This is a genomic window from Vibrio sp. TH_r3, from assembly GCF_033101115.1.
In the GTDB taxonomy this organism is placed as follows: domain Bacteria; phylum Pseudomonadota; class Gammaproteobacteria; order Enterobacterales; family Vibrionaceae; genus Vibrio.
In genome coordinates, this window is record NZ_JAWMPW010000001.1 from 170,395 (window position 1) to 190,531 (window position 20,137).

Annotated in this window: 14 protein-coding genes and 5 tRNA genes; 6 read left to right on the forward strand and 13 right to left on the reverse strand. The window is 37.9% G+C overall.

Going from position 1 to position 20,137, the window contains the following annotated elements; translation table 11 throughout:
* The first annotated feature begins 1 nt into the window (after position 1).
* From R3X26_RS00715 to R3X26_RS00725, 3 genes are all read left to right on the forward strand, one after another.
* Positions 2-904: an HprK-related kinase A gene (locus R3X26_RS00715; protein WP_317715206.1), complete on the forward strand. Its 903-nt coding sequence runs from the start codon at positions 2-4 to the stop codon at positions 902-904.
* Positions 897-1,994, forward strand: coding sequence for a nucleotidyltransferase family protein (locus tag R3X26_RS00720; RefSeq protein ID WP_317715207.1), 1,098 nt, complete (start codon positions 897-899; stop codon positions 1,992-1,994). The genes R3X26_RS00715 and R3X26_RS00720 overlap by 8 nt, the downstream gene beginning before the upstream one ends.
* Positions 1,995-2,090: 96 nt before the next feature.
* Positions 2,091-3,578, forward strand: coding sequence for a chondroitinase-B domain-containing protein (locus R3X26_RS00725; RefSeq protein ID WP_317715208.1), 1,488 nt, complete (start codon positions 2,091-2,093; stop codon positions 3,576-3,578).
* A gap of 111 nt (positions 3,579-3,689) precedes the next feature.
* On the opposite strand, the gene R3X26_RS00730 is transcribed toward R3X26_RS00725, so the two are convergent.
* From R3X26_RS00730 to R3X26_RS00740, 3 genes are all read right to left on the reverse strand, one after another.
* Positions 3,690-4,898: a hypothetical protein gene (locus R3X26_RS00730; protein ID WP_317715209.1), complete on the reverse strand. Its 1,209-nt coding sequence runs from the start codon at positions 4,896-4,898 to the stop codon at positions 3,690-3,692.
* A gap of 14 nt (positions 4,899-4,912) precedes the next feature.
* Positions 4,913-5,707, reverse strand: coding sequence for an outer membrane lipoprotein-sorting protein (locus tag R3X26_RS00735; protein WP_411572376.1), 795 nt, complete (start codon positions 5,705-5,707; stop codon positions 4,913-4,915).
* Between the two features lie 179 nt (positions 5,708-5,886).
* On the reverse strand, positions 5,887-8,244 hold the full coding sequence (locus R3X26_RS00740) for an efflux RND transporter permease subunit (RefSeq protein WP_411572370.1): 2,358 nt from the start codon (positions 8,242-8,244) through the stop codon (positions 5,887-5,889).
* A gap of 428 nt (positions 8,245-8,672) precedes the next feature.
* On the opposite strand from R3X26_RS00740, the gene R3X26_RS00745 reads away from it, so the two are divergent.
* On the forward strand, positions 8,673-10,415 hold the full coding sequence (locus R3X26_RS00745; protein WP_317715210.1) for a methyl-accepting chemotaxis protein: 1,743 nt from the start codon (positions 8,673-8,675) through the stop codon (positions 10,413-10,415).
* Positions 10,416-10,584: 169 nt separating this feature from the next.
* On the opposite strand, the gene R3X26_RS00750 is transcribed toward R3X26_RS00745, so the two are convergent.
* Positions 10,585-12,258 (reverse strand): EAL domain-containing protein, encoded by a 1,674-nt coding sequence (locus R3X26_RS00750; protein ID WP_317715211.1) that lies wholly within the window; start codon positions 12,256-12,258, stop codon positions 10,585-10,587.
* Between the two features lie 438 nt (positions 12,259-12,696).
* Between R3X26_RS00750 and R3X26_RS00755 the strand changes: the two genes are divergently transcribed.
* Entirely contained in the window at positions 12,697-13,332 is a 636-nt protein-coding gene (locus tag R3X26_RS00755) for a hypothetical protein (RefSeq protein ID WP_317715212.1), read from the forward strand.
* A 111-nt stretch (positions 13,333-13,443) separates the two neighbouring features.
* Here R3X26_RS00755 and R3X26_RS00760 read toward each other — a convergent pair.
* From R3X26_RS00760 to R3X26_RS00775, 4 genes are all read right to left on the reverse strand, one after another.
* Positions 13,444-13,530, reverse strand: a tRNA-Leu gene (locus tag R3X26_RS00760).
* Positions 13,531-14,114: 584 nt separating this feature from the next.
* Positions 14,115-14,190: transfer RNA gene (locus tag R3X26_RS00765), tRNA-Gly, on the reverse strand.
* Positions 14,191-14,223: 33 nt separating this feature from the next.
* Positions 14,224-14,310: transfer RNA gene (locus R3X26_RS00770), tRNA-Leu, on the reverse strand.
* Between the two features lie 227 nt (positions 14,311-14,537).
* Complete coding sequence (locus R3X26_RS00775) at positions 14,538-15,644, reverse strand: HDOD domain-containing protein (protein WP_317715213.1); 1,107 nt, start codon at positions 15,642-15,644, stop codon at positions 14,538-14,540.
* 428 nt (positions 15,645-16,072) lie between these two features.
* On the opposite strand from R3X26_RS00775, the gene R3X26_RS00780 reads away from it, so the two are divergent.
* Positions 16,073-16,375, forward strand: a complete 303-nt coding sequence (locus tag R3X26_RS00780) for an isoamylase early set domain-containing protein (protein WP_317715214.1) — start codon at positions 16,073-16,075, stop codon at positions 16,373-16,375.
* A gap of 163 nt (positions 16,376-16,538) precedes the next feature.
* Here R3X26_RS00780 and R3X26_RS00785 read toward each other — a convergent pair.
* The 5 genes from R3X26_RS00785 to uvrY all read right to left on the reverse strand — a co-directional run bounded on the left by R3X26_RS00785 (position 16,539) and on the right by uvrY (position 20,074).
* A tRNA-Gly gene (locus R3X26_RS00785) sits at positions 16,539-16,614 on the reverse strand.
* A gap of 22 nt (positions 16,615-16,636) precedes the next feature.
* Positions 16,637-16,710, reverse strand: a tRNA-Cys gene (locus R3X26_RS00790).
* Between the two features lie 282 nt (positions 16,711-16,992).
* Entirely contained in the window at positions 16,993-17,550 is a 558-nt protein-coding gene (gene pgsA, locus R3X26_RS00795) for a CDP-diacylglycerol--glycerol-3-phosphate 3-phosphatidyltransferase (RefSeq protein ID WP_317715215.1), read from the reverse strand.
* A 47-nt stretch (positions 17,551-17,597) separates the two neighbouring features.
* The gene (gene uvrC, locus R3X26_RS00800) at positions 17,598-19,430 is read right to left on the reverse strand and encodes an excinuclease ABC subunit UvrC (protein ID WP_317715216.1); all 1,833 of its coding nucleotides are present in this window, start codon (positions 19,428-19,430) and stop codon (positions 17,598-17,600) included.
* On the reverse strand, positions 19,430-20,074 hold the full coding sequence (gene uvrY / locus R3X26_RS00805) for a UvrY/SirA/GacA family response regulator transcription factor (RefSeq protein ID WP_317715217.1): 645 nt from the start codon (positions 20,072-20,074) through the stop codon (positions 19,430-19,432). The genes uvrC and uvrY overlap by 1 nt, the downstream gene beginning before the upstream one ends.
* Between the last annotated feature and the right edge of the window lie 63 nt (positions 20,075-20,137).

The window sequence follows — 20,137 nt, forward strand, 5'->3', positions numbered from 1 at the left end:
CGTGAGTAAAACATACACTCTAAAAGTTGGCCCTTTTAATTTTTCAGTCAAAACTGACATAAAAGCGGTACAAACGTATTTGCAACATCACTACCAACATAATCTTTTTAGTGCAGACCGTACCCATTTTATTGATTATCACGTGGCTATTGAACACGGTCCTTTGTACCGTAGAAAATACAAACCTCAAGCTCTTTTTACCTTTAATCACTCAGCACCATTCAAACCTCTGCCTCTAGATCAAGCTCATGCAATGCTCGAGTGGGGAATGAATTGGGTGATTTCTAGTCAGGCAAACAACTATTATATTATTCATGCCGCCACATTAGAAAAAAATGGCAAAGGCATCGTTATTTCTGCTCCGTCTGGTTCTGGTAAAAGTACTTTATGCGCTTATCTGGTCTCACAAGGGTGGCGATTATTGTCGGATGAGCTCGCCCTATTATCACCAGATTCGTTAGATATGGTTGGATTAGCCAGACCCATAAACTTAAAAAACAGATCTATTGAGCTTATGCAGGCTTATTATCAGCCGTCAGACTTTAGCCAAATGGCTATAGATACACACAAAGGCAGCATCAGTTTAATCAAACCACCTCTTTCTAGCTGTGAACAAGCCACTCTTACCGTCAAGCCAGATCATATTGTTTTTGTTAAATATAATGAAACAGAAAGGTGCTACGTTGAACCAGTGGAAAAATGCCTCGCGCTTACTGAAATCGTCCGCAACAGTTTTAACTTCGGTCTACTCAATAAAAAGGGCTTTGATTGTGCTCGCCGCTTAGTGAGTCAATCGGAAGTTCATTATATCGAATATAACAACTTTCAGGCCTGTGAACACGAATTGCTCAACATCATCAATAACAATTGCACCTACACCAGTGAAGAGAGTAGTCATGACTAAACTTATCGATGTGTTAGCAAAGCCAGATATTTTATTGTCACTTACACCGGTGATGCAGTCAGATATTATCGCTGAAGCTCGATATTTTAATATGTTAGCGCAATTAAAGGCCGCCTGTGAACGCTGTCAGATTTGGGCTGATTTGCCCGATAAATTGCGTCAACACATGAATGCAGCAAACTACACTTTTATCAACCAGCAAAAACAACTGCGCTATGAAGCTTCAGTATTAGCTAATATTTTTGATGCACTAAATGTTAAGTGGATTTATTTAAAAGGTTCGGCTTATCAATTAGCTGAATTGAATGAATTTCAAGGCCGTATTATGGCAGATATTGACATTCTAGTTTCTCAAACCGCGCTTAATCGCGTTGAAGTGGCTCTTAAAGCAAATGGTTGGGTTCACACCGCATTAAATGATTATGACGATAAATATTATCGAGAGAAGTCACAAGAGATTCCACCATTAAAGCATGTTGAAAGGCAAACCGAGATCGATTTGCATTTTAATATTCTGCCCAATACGCTTAAAAAATCACCCGATCCAACTGAACTACTAAACCAGACAATTGATATAAATAAAGAACAATCTGGCGCACAAATTTTGAATCCACAAGCTATGGTAATTCATAGCGCTATTCATCTTTTTCATGAAGGTGAATTTAATAAAGGATTACGCGATTTATACGACTTATTTTTGTTATTTTCAACATTTAGCCAACAACCGCGATTTTGGTCAGAATTGACCGAATTGCAGAAAAAATTAGGTAATGGTGATTCAGTATTCTATGCGTTAAGATACTGCAATAAATTATTTAATATGCCTGTACCAACCGATATACAAGCCTTTTATAACCGCTATCGGCCTAATCCAATAAACCTAAAGGTTTTGGATGTTGCTTTTCAACAAATATTTAGCCATCATTTCCCACCACATAGACGAACGACACATTCTATGGTTGAAACTATACTTTACGTACGTGGTCATTTAAAACGTATGCCTTTACATATGTTAGTGCCCCATCTCATCGTTAAATCGATAAAAAGTTTAGTTGAAAAAGACGATAAAGAGTCTGATTTAATATTTTAAGTGTTTTGTAATGGTTTTTAATACTGATTTTGAAAGAGTAAAAACGTTTGTTTAAATTAACGAAATGTGTCCTAAGGCTACTACTGAAGGTGTTCAATGGGTGTTTTAAATAAAATAGTCACTAAATATTTACTATTGTCTGGGATAATATTCAATCTTGGCTTAGGCGTTGCTGGTTATTATGCTACGCAAGCTATCGTTGCAAAAGGATCACTTCCTGGTTTTTTAAAGCTTGCTGCACAAAAACTGGACAAACCAATTATTAAACCTATTGCGGCAACCTTACAATCGGCTAGTGATGCACTATATTCGCCTATCTATTATTCTCAACCTTTTAACGCCCAAGACTGGCCCACTGTCGGCCCTAACTTTAGCCTCCATCACTCGTTAGTCGGTTCTACTTCTCGCTTGTTTGTATCTAACTCTAAACAACTGGCTCAAGCAATTAAAAGCGCACTTCCTGGAACCTCTATTATTATTAAAGATGGTGATTATCAGCTTTCCGGTAAACGCATCAACGTCAGTAAAACAACACCAACACGCACTAGGCCAATAAGATTAATGGCGCAAAATCCGGGTAAAGTTAACATTTCAATGAATTCAAACGAAGGTTTGTATCTTAGTCAGCCCTACTGGTTGATCTCTGGGTTACGTTTTATTGGTGATTGCGGAGGTAATTGTGAGCATGCTATGCATATAGTCGGCAATGCTCACAGCATTGAAATATCACATAATGAATTCATTGACTATAACGCGGCAATTAAAGTTAATGGCACAAAAAATAAATACCCTGATTCAGGTTTGGTTACCCACAATCACTTTTATGCCAACGCACCTAGAAACACCTCTAGCTCGGTCACACCTATTAATATTGATCATGCAAATGATTGGATTGTTTCACACAATATTATTAGAGATTTTGTTAAGACAGGTGGTAATAAAGTAAGTTATGGTGCTTATATTAAAGGCGGCGCAAACGGTGGATATTTCGAGAATAACCTTGTTATTTGTAATTCATCTCAAACCCAATACCCTAGTTCATCTGTTGGATTATCTGTGGGTGGAGGCGGAATGAAATCGAGAAGGAATAATGCGCCTTACGAAGCGGAAAATATAACTATACGTAATAATTTAATTATTCATTGCAGTGATGTTGGTATTTACATCAATCGAGGCAAAAACGCCACCATAAATAATAATACATTATATAACACGATGGGACTTGACCTACGTTTTCCACAAACCAGTGCCAATGTCATCAATAATGTTATTGGCGGTAAGCTAAGACTAAGAGACAATTCAACGGCAATGTTATCGGAAGGCAATCTAATATTAGCCAGAGGCTTTATTAGAAACGATGAGCCATTAGGAGCAATTTTCACCGCTCCAGAAACCGAAGATTTCTCTATTAATGCCGATCACTCGGATCTGAATAAGCATGCGGTGAGCTTTCCAAGCAGTGATAAGCCGAGCTTAGTCGATTTTTGTAGCCAAGAAATAACCGATAGACAAACATTCATTGGTGCTTTTGATTCGACGGTAACCGACAGTAAACCGTGTTTTCCTTTTGCAGACGCTAACTAATCTGAACTGAACGAACATTAACAATCGATATTTAGTGCAAGCTGTTGATTAGCTTTTAATAACATTCGCTCATCAACAACTTAAATTAGGACTAAGTAAAACTAGTATCAGCTAAAAAAAGTACTGCAGCCCGAGCTCAACAAAGTCATCGTCTCTAACAGAATATAGCGGATCAACGATGGTATCACTATCAAAGCTCCACGCTTCGACAACTAATCGGACGTGATTAGTTAGTCTACTTGACGCTTCTAGCTTAAACATTTGAACATCGGTATTATCTAGATCTTGTGTCACGCCAACCAATAACTCGGTACTATCTTCATTATTAAAACCAAACCTAATACCGGCAAATATATCACGTTGCCCTATCGCGGTAGAACCTTCACCTCTTGTGTCGTAGAGAAACTCCGATATCAGCCCTAAGTCTATCGCGGTATCAAAAGCACCGACCAATGTATATTCAAACCCTGAAATAACCGCCGTATAATTATTGGTGCTATCACGATAAATTGCCTCTAACTTCCAAAGCCAGTCGCCAATAAATCCTTGAACATCGACGCCAACATGTTCCATTTGTGCATAATATGGAACCAATTCTCCACCTTGGTAAAGGAGATCAGGGTCTCGGTTTGTACCATTGAAATAACTTAAGCCAATGTCCCAATCACCAAGCATTTGTGAGTACCGAACAGCATAATCAATGTGCTTTTGTTCTTGGTCAGATTGATAAGTCACTTTGTCTGTGTTTATTACTAACGCTGGTCTTAATCGGCCATCTTCGCCAGCAAAGGTACGCTCGCGAAAATAAGGCAAGATAAATAAATCCGTAATACCCCAATCTTTGAGTAACGTGAACTGCATCATTGGTTGGCCAAGTTTATCTTCACCATCAACATCTTCGACTGCATCGGTTTGATTAATAACATCAACCAAATGTGCAGATTCAGTTACTCCCCAGAACACTTTGCTAAAACCAATTTTGTATTCGTAATCATCCCAAGCGGTAATAAACTGAAGTTCACGAAGATCGGCATGAGTACGCTCTTTGTCCATATTGTCGTAACGATAAAATGGCATGAAAGTAACAGCGGACACACCATCTTCAAGCTGCCAATATAACTCAGGTTGAACAACAATCGATGGCTGGTTATTCTCTTGACCTAAGACTCCATCATTAAAAAACTGTCTATATTCTAGATTAGCTTGTCCACTTAACTGATAGTCAGATAATGATGTTGCGTAAATCGGCAACGATAACAAACCAATACTTACCGAAATAATGCCATTACAAAGGCCATTTACTAATTTACGTTTCGTCATTATTAATCCAGTAGCTACTTGATTCGTTTAAGCGTATTTTGATTGAACTCTTTATCATCCAGTCCATTTTGGAAAGTTATTTCGCTGGTGTTCAAAATCGTACTTTTTCCAGATTGATGATTGACCATTTCAAGCTTCAGTGCTCTCCAATATTTGTCTAAATACAATTTGTAGTCTGATAAGGTAAGCGTTTTTAGCAGTGCCTTTTTTCTATCAAAATACTCAACTTTAAGCGGTCTATAATGCTGTTTATCTAACCACACAATTTGTTTGGTGTACCCAGATTTACTGTCGATAGGAGTTTGTTCCACCACAAAAGAATCCATGCCTTGTATTTGCTCGTCTTTCAAATAGTTGTAATTATATTTTGCAATTTCAAACGAGCTTAGATCTTCATAAGCAAATTCACTGCCCATAAAAGGGCCTGACTTATTTCTAGTCGAAATACGTTTAACTCTTTTTAATGCAGGCAAGTACAACCATTGATCATCCGAGCCTTCGACATGAGAGTGCGTTAAAAATGCGGTTCCTTTGACGTCTCTAGGTTCGTCAAAAATAGTTAACCCTTTATCGCCATCATTATCGACTTCTAAAGATTTCATTCTCATTAAGCGGTTACTCGTGTCGCCATGAGCATTTTTCAACAGCATCTCCATTGAGGCAGTACTATCTTTCCAACCTTTGTCGCGTAGCTTTCTTTCTTTTGCTATCTCAAGGCCTTTGTCTGCGTCAGCATATACGAACGGCGACATCGTAAGCAAAGTCCCTAATACAGCACTACAAATTACTGTACTTTTAACACGCTTAATCGAACGCGAAATACTGTACAAACCCATATTATTCTCCTCGTTAACAAACATTCATCAGTACAATTTAGCTTATTATCATCAAAGCTACACATAACTACAATCAATGTAATGATCCGTGTCTAATCATTAGCAGCTGATAACTGTTTGTGTATGTTTCGTTATATTACGCAACGCTGCGCTTATCGACGTTTATTGCTCACTCTGTCAAACTGCATAAGTAAACAAGGTAGTAACAGAAAGTCGACTATCAATGCCAACAATATCACTATACTGCTTAACTGCCCCATGTCTGAATTTAGTCTAAAGGTAGAATTGGCTAATACCAAAAAACCCGCTATTAAAACAACCGTGGTAATCCAAAGAGCTCGACCGACAGTATGAAAAGCATAACGCACTGCATTTTCAGGTGACTTTCCTTCTTTTCTAGCCAATTGATATTTGGTTAAGAAATGTACTCCATCGTCTACCACAATACCGAGGGTTAATGAGGCTACGACTGACAGACCTAAATTGACCTCACCTGAAATCAATGCCCAAATAGCAAAGCCAATAACTGCAGGAATCATATTAGGAATGATACTTAATATTCCCAATTTAAATGATCGTAATGCAAATATTAACAAACAAGAAATAAACAACAGGCTAACCGGAAGTGAAATTAACATACTACGCATGTTGGTTTCACCTATATGTGCAAACATTAAGGAAGGACTTGAGGCTTTTATTGTATAGTCTGTGTTGTCAAACCAATCATAAATACGATTCTCTAGCGAAATCATTTCTATGCTACCTAAGTTATCAGTTGTTACCTGAAGTTTAAGTGATGACTTATCAAGACTAATTTGATTATTTAAATCCAAGCCATAAGGCAGCGACATTTCATACATCAACAAATACTGGGCTGCCAATTCACGGCTCTCTGGCAATTGATAATAGGCTACATCATCGGCATACATATTTTTATTTAGGCGTTTAAAAATATCTGTCATAGAAGATACATGATTAACTTCTGGTTGTGCCCTTAACCAATTTGTAAAATCATCAACGGTCTGCAGAAACTCATTTGCTACAATCCCTTGAGAAACATTAGAGTCAATAGCAATACTGATACTACCCATACCGCTAATATTATCTTGCATAAAGTCAACAGCGGTTCTAAATTCGCTTTCTTGATCAAAATATTTAACAGAATCATCACTAACCGTATTTAATGGGATGAGTGCAACTGCCGCAATGATTACAATGGTCGAAAAGACTAATAACTTAATTTTATTCAAAACCACAAAATCGGCTAAATGATCCATCAAATTACTACTGGTATTATTTTCACTTGCTTTAATTTTAATAGGTAATAAAGCCAACAAAGCTGGTAACAATATCAATGACAGGCTGCACGCGAGCATAACGCCTAATGCAGCCAAGCTGCCAAAATCTCGCAACACTGGCGAATCTGACATATTCATCATAAAAAAGCCCACTGCTGTCGTCACAGAGGTAATAATTACCGGCATAGCATTCGCTTTGATACTTAATAAGATAGCTTCTGTTTTCGCTATGGATTTTTGCATGTGATATTTCATTGTCGCGACGATATGCACGCAATCGGCAACGGCCAAAGTAAGTATCAAGGTTGGAATATTAACGGTAGCGATATTTAGCTGCATGCCTAACCAACCGGAAATACCCAGCGTCGAAACAACAGAAACAATGACAATAACCAAAGTAGCCAAGACACTGGTCATTGATCTAAGCATGAGCGATAAAAACACCAAAACGACTAAAAGCATTATCGGTACTAAAGTAACAATATCTTTCTCGGCAGAGGACATAAACGCATAATTCATCGCCACAATACCGGTTTTATAAAAGGCAATATCTGGATGCTTGGCTTGCTGAACATCTATAATATTGGATACAAAATCATATACTTCAACAACTTCCGCAGTCTTATCTATTTCAGGCAGTTGTACCGTGATATTAATTACCGACACATCACCTTTACGAGAGATCATCGACCTTTTCGTTACCGGCTCATTTAATGCTATTTGTTTTACTTTTTCTATCTGTTCCACAGTAAAGTCGAAATCCTCTGGAATCAGGTCTTGAACTAAAAGGTCATCTTCAAAGGCTTCGGTATGCTGATAATTAGACAATGAATCAACTCGACTAGAATACGGTGTTTGCCATGCACTATCGGTTAACTCTTGGATTAACTTAAGTGTACTTTCTGTAAAAATATCACCATCATTTGGGCCAATAACAATAGCTAAACTATCGGTCTTCGCAAATCGAGCTTGAATCTCTTCAAAAGCAAGTAATTGCGGATTGTTGTTGTCAAAGAAAATATTGTAATCACCTCTGAAATAGAGGTTTTTTCCACCGACTACTGCCGATACAATCAAAATAACGCAACTAATTAGTGCCCACCAAGGCATACGTACTGGCCATTCCAGCCAACGCAATAAATGAGTTCGCTGTGCAGAACTCGTCTTATAAGGAGAATTACTATTGCGCTTATTGTCCGTCTTATCTTCCATCAAAAAATCCATTTATGCGTTTATAATCATTATAGCTTATTGCATTGTTGCTTTTTACTATTGGCAGAACTTAATTCATAACAATGTAAACCGTAGCCGACTTTTTTATTAATTTTGTATCACATTCGTCTAAATATAAAAATTGGGCATCGTCTTCATTAGCAAACTGAATAGATCACTTTTCATAAAAATCATCTAAATTTGTTAACAACCTCTAAACTATGAGCTTTAAAATGAAAAGTTAGATTCTTATATGCTCTAAACAAAAATGATCTGGTATCATATTTTTCAAGGTATTTATTATTTCAAGTTACAATTAAGCATAACGTTTAAAGCTAACATTAAGTTATCAAACCAATACTTCATTTAGAAATTAACACTTCTAAATAAACATACGTTTCTCTGGCGACAACAACATAGACAATATTATGAATCAATTTCCGTTCAAAGCCAAAATCGTTACATTGTTAATCGTAATTATTTCGGTCACTGTACTGACCTCTTTTCTTAGTGCTAACTATTTCATTAGCCGTTATATTGCTAGTTCTGATACTGATAATATACAGGCGCAACTAAACTTAGTAAAAGATAAACTAGTAGGTGATATTCACAATGATGTTACCCTAGCGCAAAACTCTATCATCAACATCACACAAATAAATAGCACTCTCGATACCACCGATTTCAATAATATTGTTAAATTAACTTACGGTTTGATATTTGACAAAGATGGTGGCATCGAAGATCCCGAAACTATGGAAAAATATAAGTCGCTCATTCCTATAGGAGACCCAAAAGTTATAATCAGTGATATTTATTTTTCAAATGACACGCCTTTACTTTCAATTGCCATTTCCAGAGGTCCAGACAGTGGTGACTTATTTGTTGTTGACCTGACTCGTATTCAAGAACTATTGAGATCATCTTCAGTTAAAGGAAGTTATGTTGAATTAGCTGACTCTGCGGGCAATATACTATTTTCAAACAAAGTGGAAGGCGAACTTATTCCAGTTCAAAATAGTTTTGATGTAGGTGGTAAGCAGTGGCAACTCACAGGATATATTGATAAAGGTTACATCGAAGCAAATACAGACACCTTGAGCCGTTCAATTACCATTGCTTTACTAATTGCCGCCGCCATTATCATTCCTTTAAGTATTATCGCGTTAAATATTGCCTTTAAGCCAATCGTTTCACTTAGGCAGGTAGTGACAGATTTAGCCAGTGGTAACGGTGATTTAACCCATCGTCTTAAAGTTGATACGAAAGATGATCTTGGAAAAATTGCAGCAGGAATAAACCAGTTTATACAAAACCTACAATCAATGATGCTTGATGTATCGTCTTCAAGTTTAAAAATCGGACAAGAAATTTCTCAACTTCAAGAGCAAGCAAGATCGAACCAAGGGCTGCTAACCGATCATAGTTCAGAGATGGAAATGGCGGTTACATCAATCAATGAGATGAGCTCTACAGCCGATTCTGTTGCAGAAAGTGCCGCCGCAGCGGCTAAACAAACTCAAGCGACGAATAAAGAAGCTGAACAGTCAAAAAACATCGTACTTGAAGCAGTTAACAGTGTGACTGCGTTAGTTGATGAAGTTGAGCATACCTCTGAAACGATTATCTCGATGAACGAGCATACTTCACAAATTGGTCAGGTATTGAATGTTATTGGCGATATAGCAGAGCAAACAAATTTACTGGCACTTAACGCTGCAATAGAAGCCGCGAGAGCAGGAGAACACGGCCGTGGTTTTGCGGTTGTGGCTGATGAAGTTAGAGCGCTAGCGGCACGAACAAGAGTCAGCACGACGGAAATAAACGAAATGCTTGATAAACTGAATAAAGGTTCGCAAGCCGTCGTGACTAGCATGGACTCAACTAAACAGAGTTGTCAGCAAACAGCTGAAACAACCTCTAAAGTAATGACATCATTAGATTTAATGACTGAGTCCGTGATTGAAATAAATGATTTGGCCGCGCAAATAGCAACATCAGCAGAAGAACAAAGCTCGGTGACTGAAGAGATTAATCGTAATATGGTGGCAATTCAAGGGATGATTGAAACGCTTAATGCCAATGGTGCGGATGCGGTAAATAGCACTCACCATCTAGATAGCTCAAATCAGCAATTGGTAAAAATTGTCGATCAATTTAAATTGCAGTAATTGAGTAGAAAGCTATTCTGGCTAAATTGATTATCGATACAAATTGAATGATGACTGTTAGTTTTGAGTAATAAATAATTATTATTGGCACCAAGCAATGAGCAGGTATAGAGGGTGGCTTTTGCCCTCTCTAAAATGTCGTTTATAAACCAAATTTAGCTAATATAAATTATGAGAAAGAACGTAAATTCCAGCTATTATCTAGCATTAATGCGTCAAGGCTCTTCATTGGTCTAGAAAATAGGTAACCTTGAAAAGAGTTAACACCTAGCTTGGTTAGGTGATGCAACATTTCTTCAGTTTCTATGCCTTCAATGGTTACAGAGACACCACGCTCTTGATTCATCTCATTAAGAAACTTTAAATAAGAAAATGGCTCTGTTGCTTTAGTCGCTTCAAGAGCGAGTTCACGGTCTATTTTTAACTGTTTAAAAGGCAATCTAAAAAAGCCTGTTAAAGAACTGTGCCCTGAGCCGAAGTCGTCCATAGACAAATTAAAACCCAACGCTTTCAGTTGCCTAATTTTACCCATTGCTTGGTATTTATCTTCAAGTAATACTGATTCTGTTAATTCTAAATTCAACAAGTTGGCAGGAACGGCACATTCCATTGCAATTTCAGCAGCTCGTTGCGGGAAGTTACCTCCTAAAAGCTGTAAAACAGAAACGTTAACATTCATTTTAACATCACTGCCCCATTTCTTATTATATGCAGAAAGGAACTTACACGCTTTGATTAACACGTACTCACCCAGTAGATCGATTAAACCTTTCCGCTCGGCAACAGGAACAAATTCGGTAGGATATATTTCTCCTATTTCACACTCTTCCCAACGGGCCAATGCTTCAAAACTCGTTATACGAAATGTTTCAGCACATACGATGGGTTGTAAACGAATGCTAATTTCATTTTCTTCTATAGCACTTTTAATTTTACTTTCTATATAAAAGAACCGCTCGACCTTTTTCTGAACCTCGCGATTGCTTATTGCCCAATGTGCCGCTTCATGTCTTTGTGCATATTCACACGTTTGAGCAGCCCAGCTGATTACTTCTTCAGCAGATTTATTACTGTCTGTACATGGATAAGCGCCTACAAATGCATCACCAGCAAAAAATTGACCATCAGCACGTGACATTTCACGAAAATCAGCAACAAATTGTTGGCACATATCTGCAAGCTGATTTTCCGATATCGCACTGTGTATAAGTACCGAAAATGTATTCATAGAATTTCGATAATACTGGCACTGATAACTTTCAAACGCTTTTAGGCAGACAATAACACGCTTCAGTATCTTGCTAATGAAGTCTTCGCCATATTGATTAATGTATGATTTAATCTTCTCAAGGTGTATATGAACTAAGATATAATTCGAATCTGTTTCAGATAGATCTTGTTTCAATTTGTCGCTGTTAGGCAATCCAGAGGCTTTGTCGTAATAGGCCAACTGCTTGATATAGGACTCTAATAGCTTTTGTTCAGAAATGTCACGATGGTTACCTACCATAAAACGGCCAGAATGATCTTCCTTCATTACACCTGTCGCTTCTATCCAGCAGTAATTGCCGTCTTTTTTTCTCACCCGATATTGACTCTGAACCCGTTCTTCCGAATCTGACTCATCAATATGTTCATCAACTTGGGCTGAAAATATTTTCTGATCGAGAGGATGTATTAATGCTAACCAATCATCGAGGGTAGAATTATCAAGAACCAGATCGAATTGTTGATAAAAGGTATAATTATAGAAAGAGACTTTTCCATCAACATCCATGATCCAAAGGCCTTCTACTGCTGAATCAAACATGCTGATAAAACGACTATTATTTTGCTGGGGCATTGTTAGTTATAAATCCAATCATTGATAGCTTTGCGGTTAGCGAACTGAAATTCCATTTCGTTGCTTGAACAAACTACGAGCTACTTTAACAAGCGAACCATACTATCAGCTCTTCCGTCTTATCAGCATATAAAATCTCAATTATTATTATCTTTATCAACAAACCATTACGAAATCTTATAATTAAGACAAACCAAGTAGTAATCATGCGCAACAAGCGTAACTAAGTAAGCATTATTTATCTAAAAAACCTCGATTTTTCCAAATATACAATGATAGTTTGACAGTATTTACTAATATAATTGACGATATAATAAGTTGTATTAATTAAACTTTTAGATGTGAGAAACTCAAATTTTACTTTCTCAACTAGAATAGTCATACGCCATGTTATAGACTCGGATTTATAATTTTCCAGTAAAAAATTCTCTAGACTGTATGAAAGTATTCAAGTATCTAATTTATGTCTTAATTGCGATCATTCTTGTCTGTTTGATCGTGTTAATTTTTCAACCCGAACGCTCACAAGCATTAAGACCAAACTCTATTTTGAATTTAATAGATGAACAAACGCAGCCATCAGTTGAGGAACTGACTGATGAGTTGATAGCAAATAACAAGACTAAACTGGTTGATACACGTTATTTCCTTAAAACCCTACCTAAAGACGCAGTAGAAATCGACAGCAACGGCAATGGGATAAGAGATGACATAGAAGTCTATATTGGTCACAAATTTCCTGAGGCACCCATTAAGCGCGCTAGCTATATTCAAATGTTTAATGTGATTGATACAATAGCAAAAGAACGAGGCCGAGGTCGTATTTCAAAACAGTATTCAATTTATCTAGAAGAAAAGAACGCGATTGAATGTTGGTTTAGTAATGGATTTGATGCTACAGAGCTTGATGGCTTTAAAAAGATGATTTTAAATAATAGTTATAGAATTGAGAGTTACAATGAGACATTAAAGGTGAGAGAAACACTAGACAGAGATATTATTGATTCGATGAAAATGTCCGAAAGCCCCTGCAATTTAATGCTACAAGAAAATCAAATGTCGTTGCAGCAATAACTAATCAGGTCATTACTATTGAGGTTAAGGTTAAACAGAACTGAAGTGGTAAAATATCACCGATGAAAAAGTAAAAAGCCTCTGCAAAAAATGCAGAGGCTTTTTTAAAGATGGTGCCCCGGGCCGGACTTGAACCGGCACAGCGCGAACGCCGAGGGATTTTAAATCCCTTGTGTCTACCAATTCCACCACCAGGGCACGCAATTTCTTATTGCGATGCGGATTACTGAAAAGTAAGACACCATCTAAGCATCGGTAAAACCTATGCTACAAAATTTGGGTTTTCAGAACTTCTCTCTGAGAACGTTGAGTACTTTAACCGATTTTCAGAACGCGTCAACAAAAAATGTTAGCCAATTGATTCAACCGCTTAAAAAACGAGCCCATCAGTATATTGTGCCAACGATCTGCTTAATCAGTGAGCATATAAGTTAACAAATTTTCCGTTAGCAATGTTATTTTTGTGGTAAGAAAACATTGGCTAACTAGCATTATTTATCACCGCCTTGTAATAACTCTTCTGTTAGGTATTACTGATGAATATGCGTAAATAAGCCTAAAGGCTTAAACGTTTGTTTATATACAAATTGAGTCATAAAAAACGGGGCTCAGATAACTTGCCCAATTAGAGCATTGCCTTTAGCCGTTTTATTCATTAGGACAGGTTTTACAAGAATTAACTTGTGGAATAGATAGCTCGTGGTTTAGAAAGTAAAAAGCCTTAGCATTTCTGCTAAGGCTTCTATTTTTGCTTGTAGAAATGAGATCCTACTTAGGCGATTTGGAGCGACACACGAGGTTCGAACTCGTGACCTCAACCTTGGCAAGGTTGCGCTCTACCAACTGAGCTAGTGTCGCATTGCTATACTCAATGAGTATAGACTTTATAGATGGTGCCCCGGGCCGGACTTGAACCGGCACAGCGCGAACGCCGAGGGATTTTAAATCCCTTGTGTCTACCAATTCCACCACCAGGGCACGCAATTCTTTATTGCTGTGCTACTAACTGATTTTAGTTAGACACCATCAAGATACTGACTAATCAATATCGCAAATTTATTTTTCCAAAGCGCTAATGTTTCGCTTCAGAACAGGGCTGTACTTTACTGTATTCAGAAAATGAGTCAACTAAAAATTATGAACTTTTTAACTGTATGGTCACTTTTTAATCTCAAGGCTTAATTATTCAACATTTTATGTAAAAACTACATAGAAAGCGTTAACTTACCTGGGCTACTATTTTTTAGCTGTCGCAACGCTTTAACATCCAACTGTGCATTTGCAAACCAATACGGTGTATGACTTTCAACAAATACAGAGCTTTTTTGCAACATATCATAAATCGCATAAGCTCTCCCCTGACCTAACGCCACACCGTGCAAGCTACGTTCGAGAATCGGTTTATTCGACGCGTCTTCCAATAAAGCGCTACGTAAATGAGAGACTTTAGGATCCCATTCGATGTGCTCCACGATGTTCTTGGTTAACACTCTATCTAATTTATAGATCACATTCGGCAATATCGATAAAGTAGGTTTCACCTCCGAACAAGCAAAGTATGATTCCATATCATCACTCTCGCGACATTCTTTCATAATTGACACTAACGCATCTTCAAAGATTTGAGAAAAATAGTTACAAATAGCAATTTGAGACAACGAACGAATTACACCCAGTAAAACACCTTCGTCAGGCTCTTTATAACCCGCTGCTGCTAATCTCATACGAGTAACATTGGCAGTAATTATCAATTGCTGCCATAATTTAGGTGCAATTAACTTAGTATTGCTGTCCGCCCATCGAAGTAACGGTTTAGCCATTAAAACGGGAAACAATCTACGGCAATTTTCAATTCCAATAATGCCAATCGCCATTTGCGGGTCATTAATGTGTTTTGGCATTTTACCTAGTAACTCACAAAATTTAGCATTACCGACCAAATCTAGAATATTCGACTTTAATGACGGACTAAGTGTTGTCAATGTGCCTAACTTTGAAAAATTAAGCGTGGGCGAATAAGCAAATGACGCAAAATGTTCAAAAGCAGGAAATGACCATAGTAGTTTAGGCACACTCATCGACACCAAACGTTCAATCATTAGATTTTCGGTTTTCATCGAAACACGTGTCACCACTTTGTCTAATATTAGTTGTCGTTCTTCAATTTGCTCTCTACGTTGAATAACTTTGAGTTTTTCACATTGAAGCAGCACTCGCTGGTTTTCTGTTATACGCTGTTTCTCTTCGAAAATAACCGGGTCGCAATATTCACCTTGCGCACTGAGAACGGTGTCAATATCTGATTGTTCCATTAGATATTTCATACTAACAAGCCATTTTGCATGCCTTATTAAGGTCTGCTCAGTAACCTTTTGCGCGGCCTTCTCTGCAGATTGCTGGTACCGCTTATTGCTAAATAGTGTCTTTGTTAAATAGTGTGTAGACAATGCAACCTTCCAAAGTAGAGAATTCAAATATTAAAGAGAATTATTTAACGATTACACCACAAAGTGCCCATTATTGATAATCTAGCCATTAATTTTTTTGTGATATCGATTGTTCGTTGCAAATAATAATATGTCTATAGTTACCAATTAGTTAATGTAGTTAAGCAACTTTCCTTCGCGATAAACCTTAAAAATTCCTTACATAAATAGTGGATAATCTAGCAAAAACGCTTGAACTACATCACAAAATCGTCTACAAATTAGGCATTCGCACGGTACTTATAGGATAAATAATGTTAAAGAAGCGTTTTTTTAAAACTAAAGATGAAGTTGAGGTCACATTCGAATGGCCACAAGGCGACGTAACGACTGTTGGGATTGCTGGCGACTTTAATGATTGGCAAGCGACTCCATTAAAACTTAACAAAAAAAATAAAGTGTATTCACTTAAACTTCGTTTACCTAAAGGACAGACTTTTCAATTTCGCTATTTAATCGACGGTGAAACTTGGGAAAATGACCACGCTGCAGATGACTATGTAAGCAATGAGTTTGGTTCGGATAATAGCCTTATCTCAACTATTGAAGCGGCTTAAAACCCGACAAACACCGTCATTTTATTCAGCACAGAATGTTATTCCTTGCCTCTTGAGTCTATTTTTCCTTAAGAGGCGTTGTTTTTTTAAAACCATGTCTAAGTTGGTAAATATAAAAATAAAAAAGCCCTAACACTAATGTTAGGGCTTTTTTATTTTTATCTGGAGCGACACACGAGGTTCGAACTCGTGACCTCAACCTTGGCAAGGTTGCGCTCTACCAACTGAGCTAGTGTCGCATATCATTTTCTACAATGAAAATGGAGGCGCGTCCCGGAATCGAACCGAGGTCCACGGATTTGCAATCCGCTGCATAGCCACTCTGCCAACGCGCCGTATTCTTATCGGTTAACTAATTGCTTGTTAAAGCTTAGTTCAGTTCCCCTTGAGTACGGGACGCATTTTACGGATTCATTGAGTTGAGTCAACACTAATTTTCGTTTTTTAGATCGTTTGACTACTTTGCGATCAATTATTCTTTAATTGCTTATTTTAAAAGCATAATTGCTTCTAAATTGGAAAGAAAACCTGATTTATTTAAAAGGGAAAAAATACCTCGGGTTTATTAAGTAAAAAAAGCGAGCCTATGCTCGCTTTTCTCTTAAGTTATTTAGGTTCTATTGGTTCTCTTTATCTAAAAGATCATCCTTCGCTGCGGCTAAATATTGGAACATAGACCAATAAGTCAAGAACATAGCCACATAGAGTGCAGCATACCCCAACCATACCATCCAATCATCATAACGCCATATCAATAACCATAAAGCTGTCATTTGTGTCATGGTTTTTACTTTGCCTATCCAGGACACCGCCACATTGGCTCGTTTACCGATCTCTGCCATCCACTCTCTCAATGCAGAAATAATAACTTCGCGAGAGATCATAGTTAGCGCGGGTATAGTGATCCAGATGCTGCCATAATATTCAGTAATCAAAATCAAGGCGGTAGCAACTATGACTTTATCTGCTACTGGATCGAGAAAAGCGCCAAATCTAGAGGTTTGCCCTAGCTTACGTGCTAACATACCATCAAAATAATCGGTAATAGCGGCAAACCAAAACACCATAGCAGCGGCGAAGGGTGCCCAAGTATAGGGAAGATAGAAAATAACAACTAACACTGGAATAAGTACTAGTCGTAATAAAGTAAGAATATTTGGTATGGTATAACGCATGGTTAATTAGCTCTTATAGATTGCTTTCTTATGTTGCGCGAAAATACTTATTCTTTCAATGATTGATGTATCTTTTCTGCCAAAGAAATACTAATTCCAGGTATTTTGCTTATATCTTCAACACTTGCCCGCTTTAATTCTTGCAACCCACCCATGTACTTGAGTAAGGCTTGCCTTCTTTTAGGCCCGATACCTTCAATTCCTTCTAGCGGACTGACTCGACGAGTTTTGGCTCTTTTCGCTCGATGGCCAGCAATTGCATGGTTATGGCTCTCATCTCGTATATGTTGAATAAGATGAAGCGCAGGCGCATCGCTCGCCATATTAAACTCGCGTCCTTCTATTGTAATCATCGTTTCTAACCCTGGCTTTCTTGTCACCCCTTTAGCGATACCAATTAAACGTGGACGCTTAGGCCAATCTTGCCAATGGGAAGAAATTATTTCATAAGCACGGTTCAGTTGCCCTTTGCCACCATCAATAAAAATAATGTCGGGAATTTTATCAACGTCAAGTTGCTTGCTATACCGTCTGTCCAGAACTTGTCCCATCGCTGCGTAGTCATCACCGCCGGTAATTCCAGTAATGTTATAACGTCTATATTCGTGTTTCATCGGCCCTTCATGGTTAAACACAACACAAGATGCGACGGTACTTTCACCCATAGTATGACTAATATCAAAGCATTCCATACGCCGAATAGAATCGATACCCAATTCATCTTGCAGTGCTGTGACCCGTTGCTTTATCGTCATTTTATGATTTATTTTACTAGTAATTGCAGTAAGAGCATTAGTATTCGCTAGTTTTAAATACTGACGACGAGCACCGTTGGGTTTTTGGTCAAAATGCACTTTTCTACCCGCTAAACTAGACAGTGCTTGTCGCAAAGGTTCACTATCTGCAAGTAATCCTTGGTTTAAAATAATTCGGCTGGGGATCGTTCTAGCCTCGTTATGTCCTATATAGTACTGACTCAGGAAACTATAAAACACCTCTTCAGACTCAGTATTATTTGGGATCTTAGGAAAATGACTGCGACTACCTAAAATTTTACCTTGTCGTACCATTAATATGTGTATGCACGCAAGACCATTTTCTTGGGCAAAACCCAATATATCAAGATCGTCCATACTATCTTCTGATACAAATTGTTGTTCTTGTATACGTCTAATTGCTTGAATTTGGTCACGCAATTTTGCAGCATCTTCAAAACGTAGTGAAGCACTTGCTTGTTCCATTTTGTCGACAAGTTCAGAGATAACCTGATTATCTTTACCTTGCAAAAACAACCGAACCAGAGAGACTAACTCTGCGTATTGCTCATCGTTAATAATGCTCGAAACACAAGGTGCCGCACACCGACCTATCTGATACATTAAGCAAGGCCTTGTGCGGTTCGCATAAACGGTATCTTCACATTGCCTGATGGGAAATATTTTTTGAATGAGATGCAATGTCTCTCTAACCGCTGAAGATTCTGGGTACGGTCCAAAATACTCGCCTTTGCGTTTTTTGGCTCCTCTATGTGAGGAAATTCTTGGATGTTTGTGGGCACTTATAAAAATATAAGGGTAGGATTTGTCGTCACGTAGCAAGACATTATATTTTGGCAAATACTGCTTAATATAATTGTGTTCAAGAATCAATGCTTCCGTTTCAGTGTGAGTCACCGTAACGTCGATTTTAGCAATATGACTGACTAAAGCTCGAGTTTTTTCACCATCAACGTTTTTACGAAAATAACTGGTTAATCGCTTTTTGAGGTCTTTAGCTTTGCCAACATAAATAATGTCAGACGCGGTGTTATACATTCTGTATACACCGGGCTGACTGGTTACTGTCTTTAAAAAAGAGCCAGAATCAAAACAACTAGGCACTACAACGACTCGGTATCTAACATTCCATGACGAATGGCTAAATGCGTTAACTCAACGTCACCATTTATATCCAATTTATTGAATAAACGGTAGCGATAGCTATTTACCGTTTTAGGGCTAAGATTCAATTGTTCTGAAATATCAGTGACTCTCTGCCCTTTAGTGATCATCAGCATTATCTGCAATTCTCGCTCAGAAAGATCTTTAAAAGGATTTTCAGAAGCAGAAGAAAATTGACTTAATGCCATTTGTTGGGCTATTTCAGGTGAAATGTATCTCTGGCCACTGTTTACCATACGAATCGCATTCACCATCTCGTCGGGTGCTGCGCCTTTGGTTAGGTAACCAGACGCACCTGCCTGCATCACTTTGGTCGGAAAAGGATTTTCAGTATGTACTGTTAACACAATAATCTTCATATCTGGATTAAAGCGTATTATTTTTTTTGTCGCTTCTAAACCGCCAATACCTGGCATGTTCATATCCATAAGGATGACATCAGCATGATGACTACGACACCATTTTACAGACTCTTCACCGCTTTCAGCTTCCCCTGCTACGTTCATACCACGGACGTCTTCTATAATACGTCTTATCCCTGTGCGAACCAGCTCGTGATCATCTACAAGGAAAACATTTATCAAACTTGTATCTCCACACAACTAACATTTACAATTCAGTACTCAACCTGAGTACTGAACGCTATA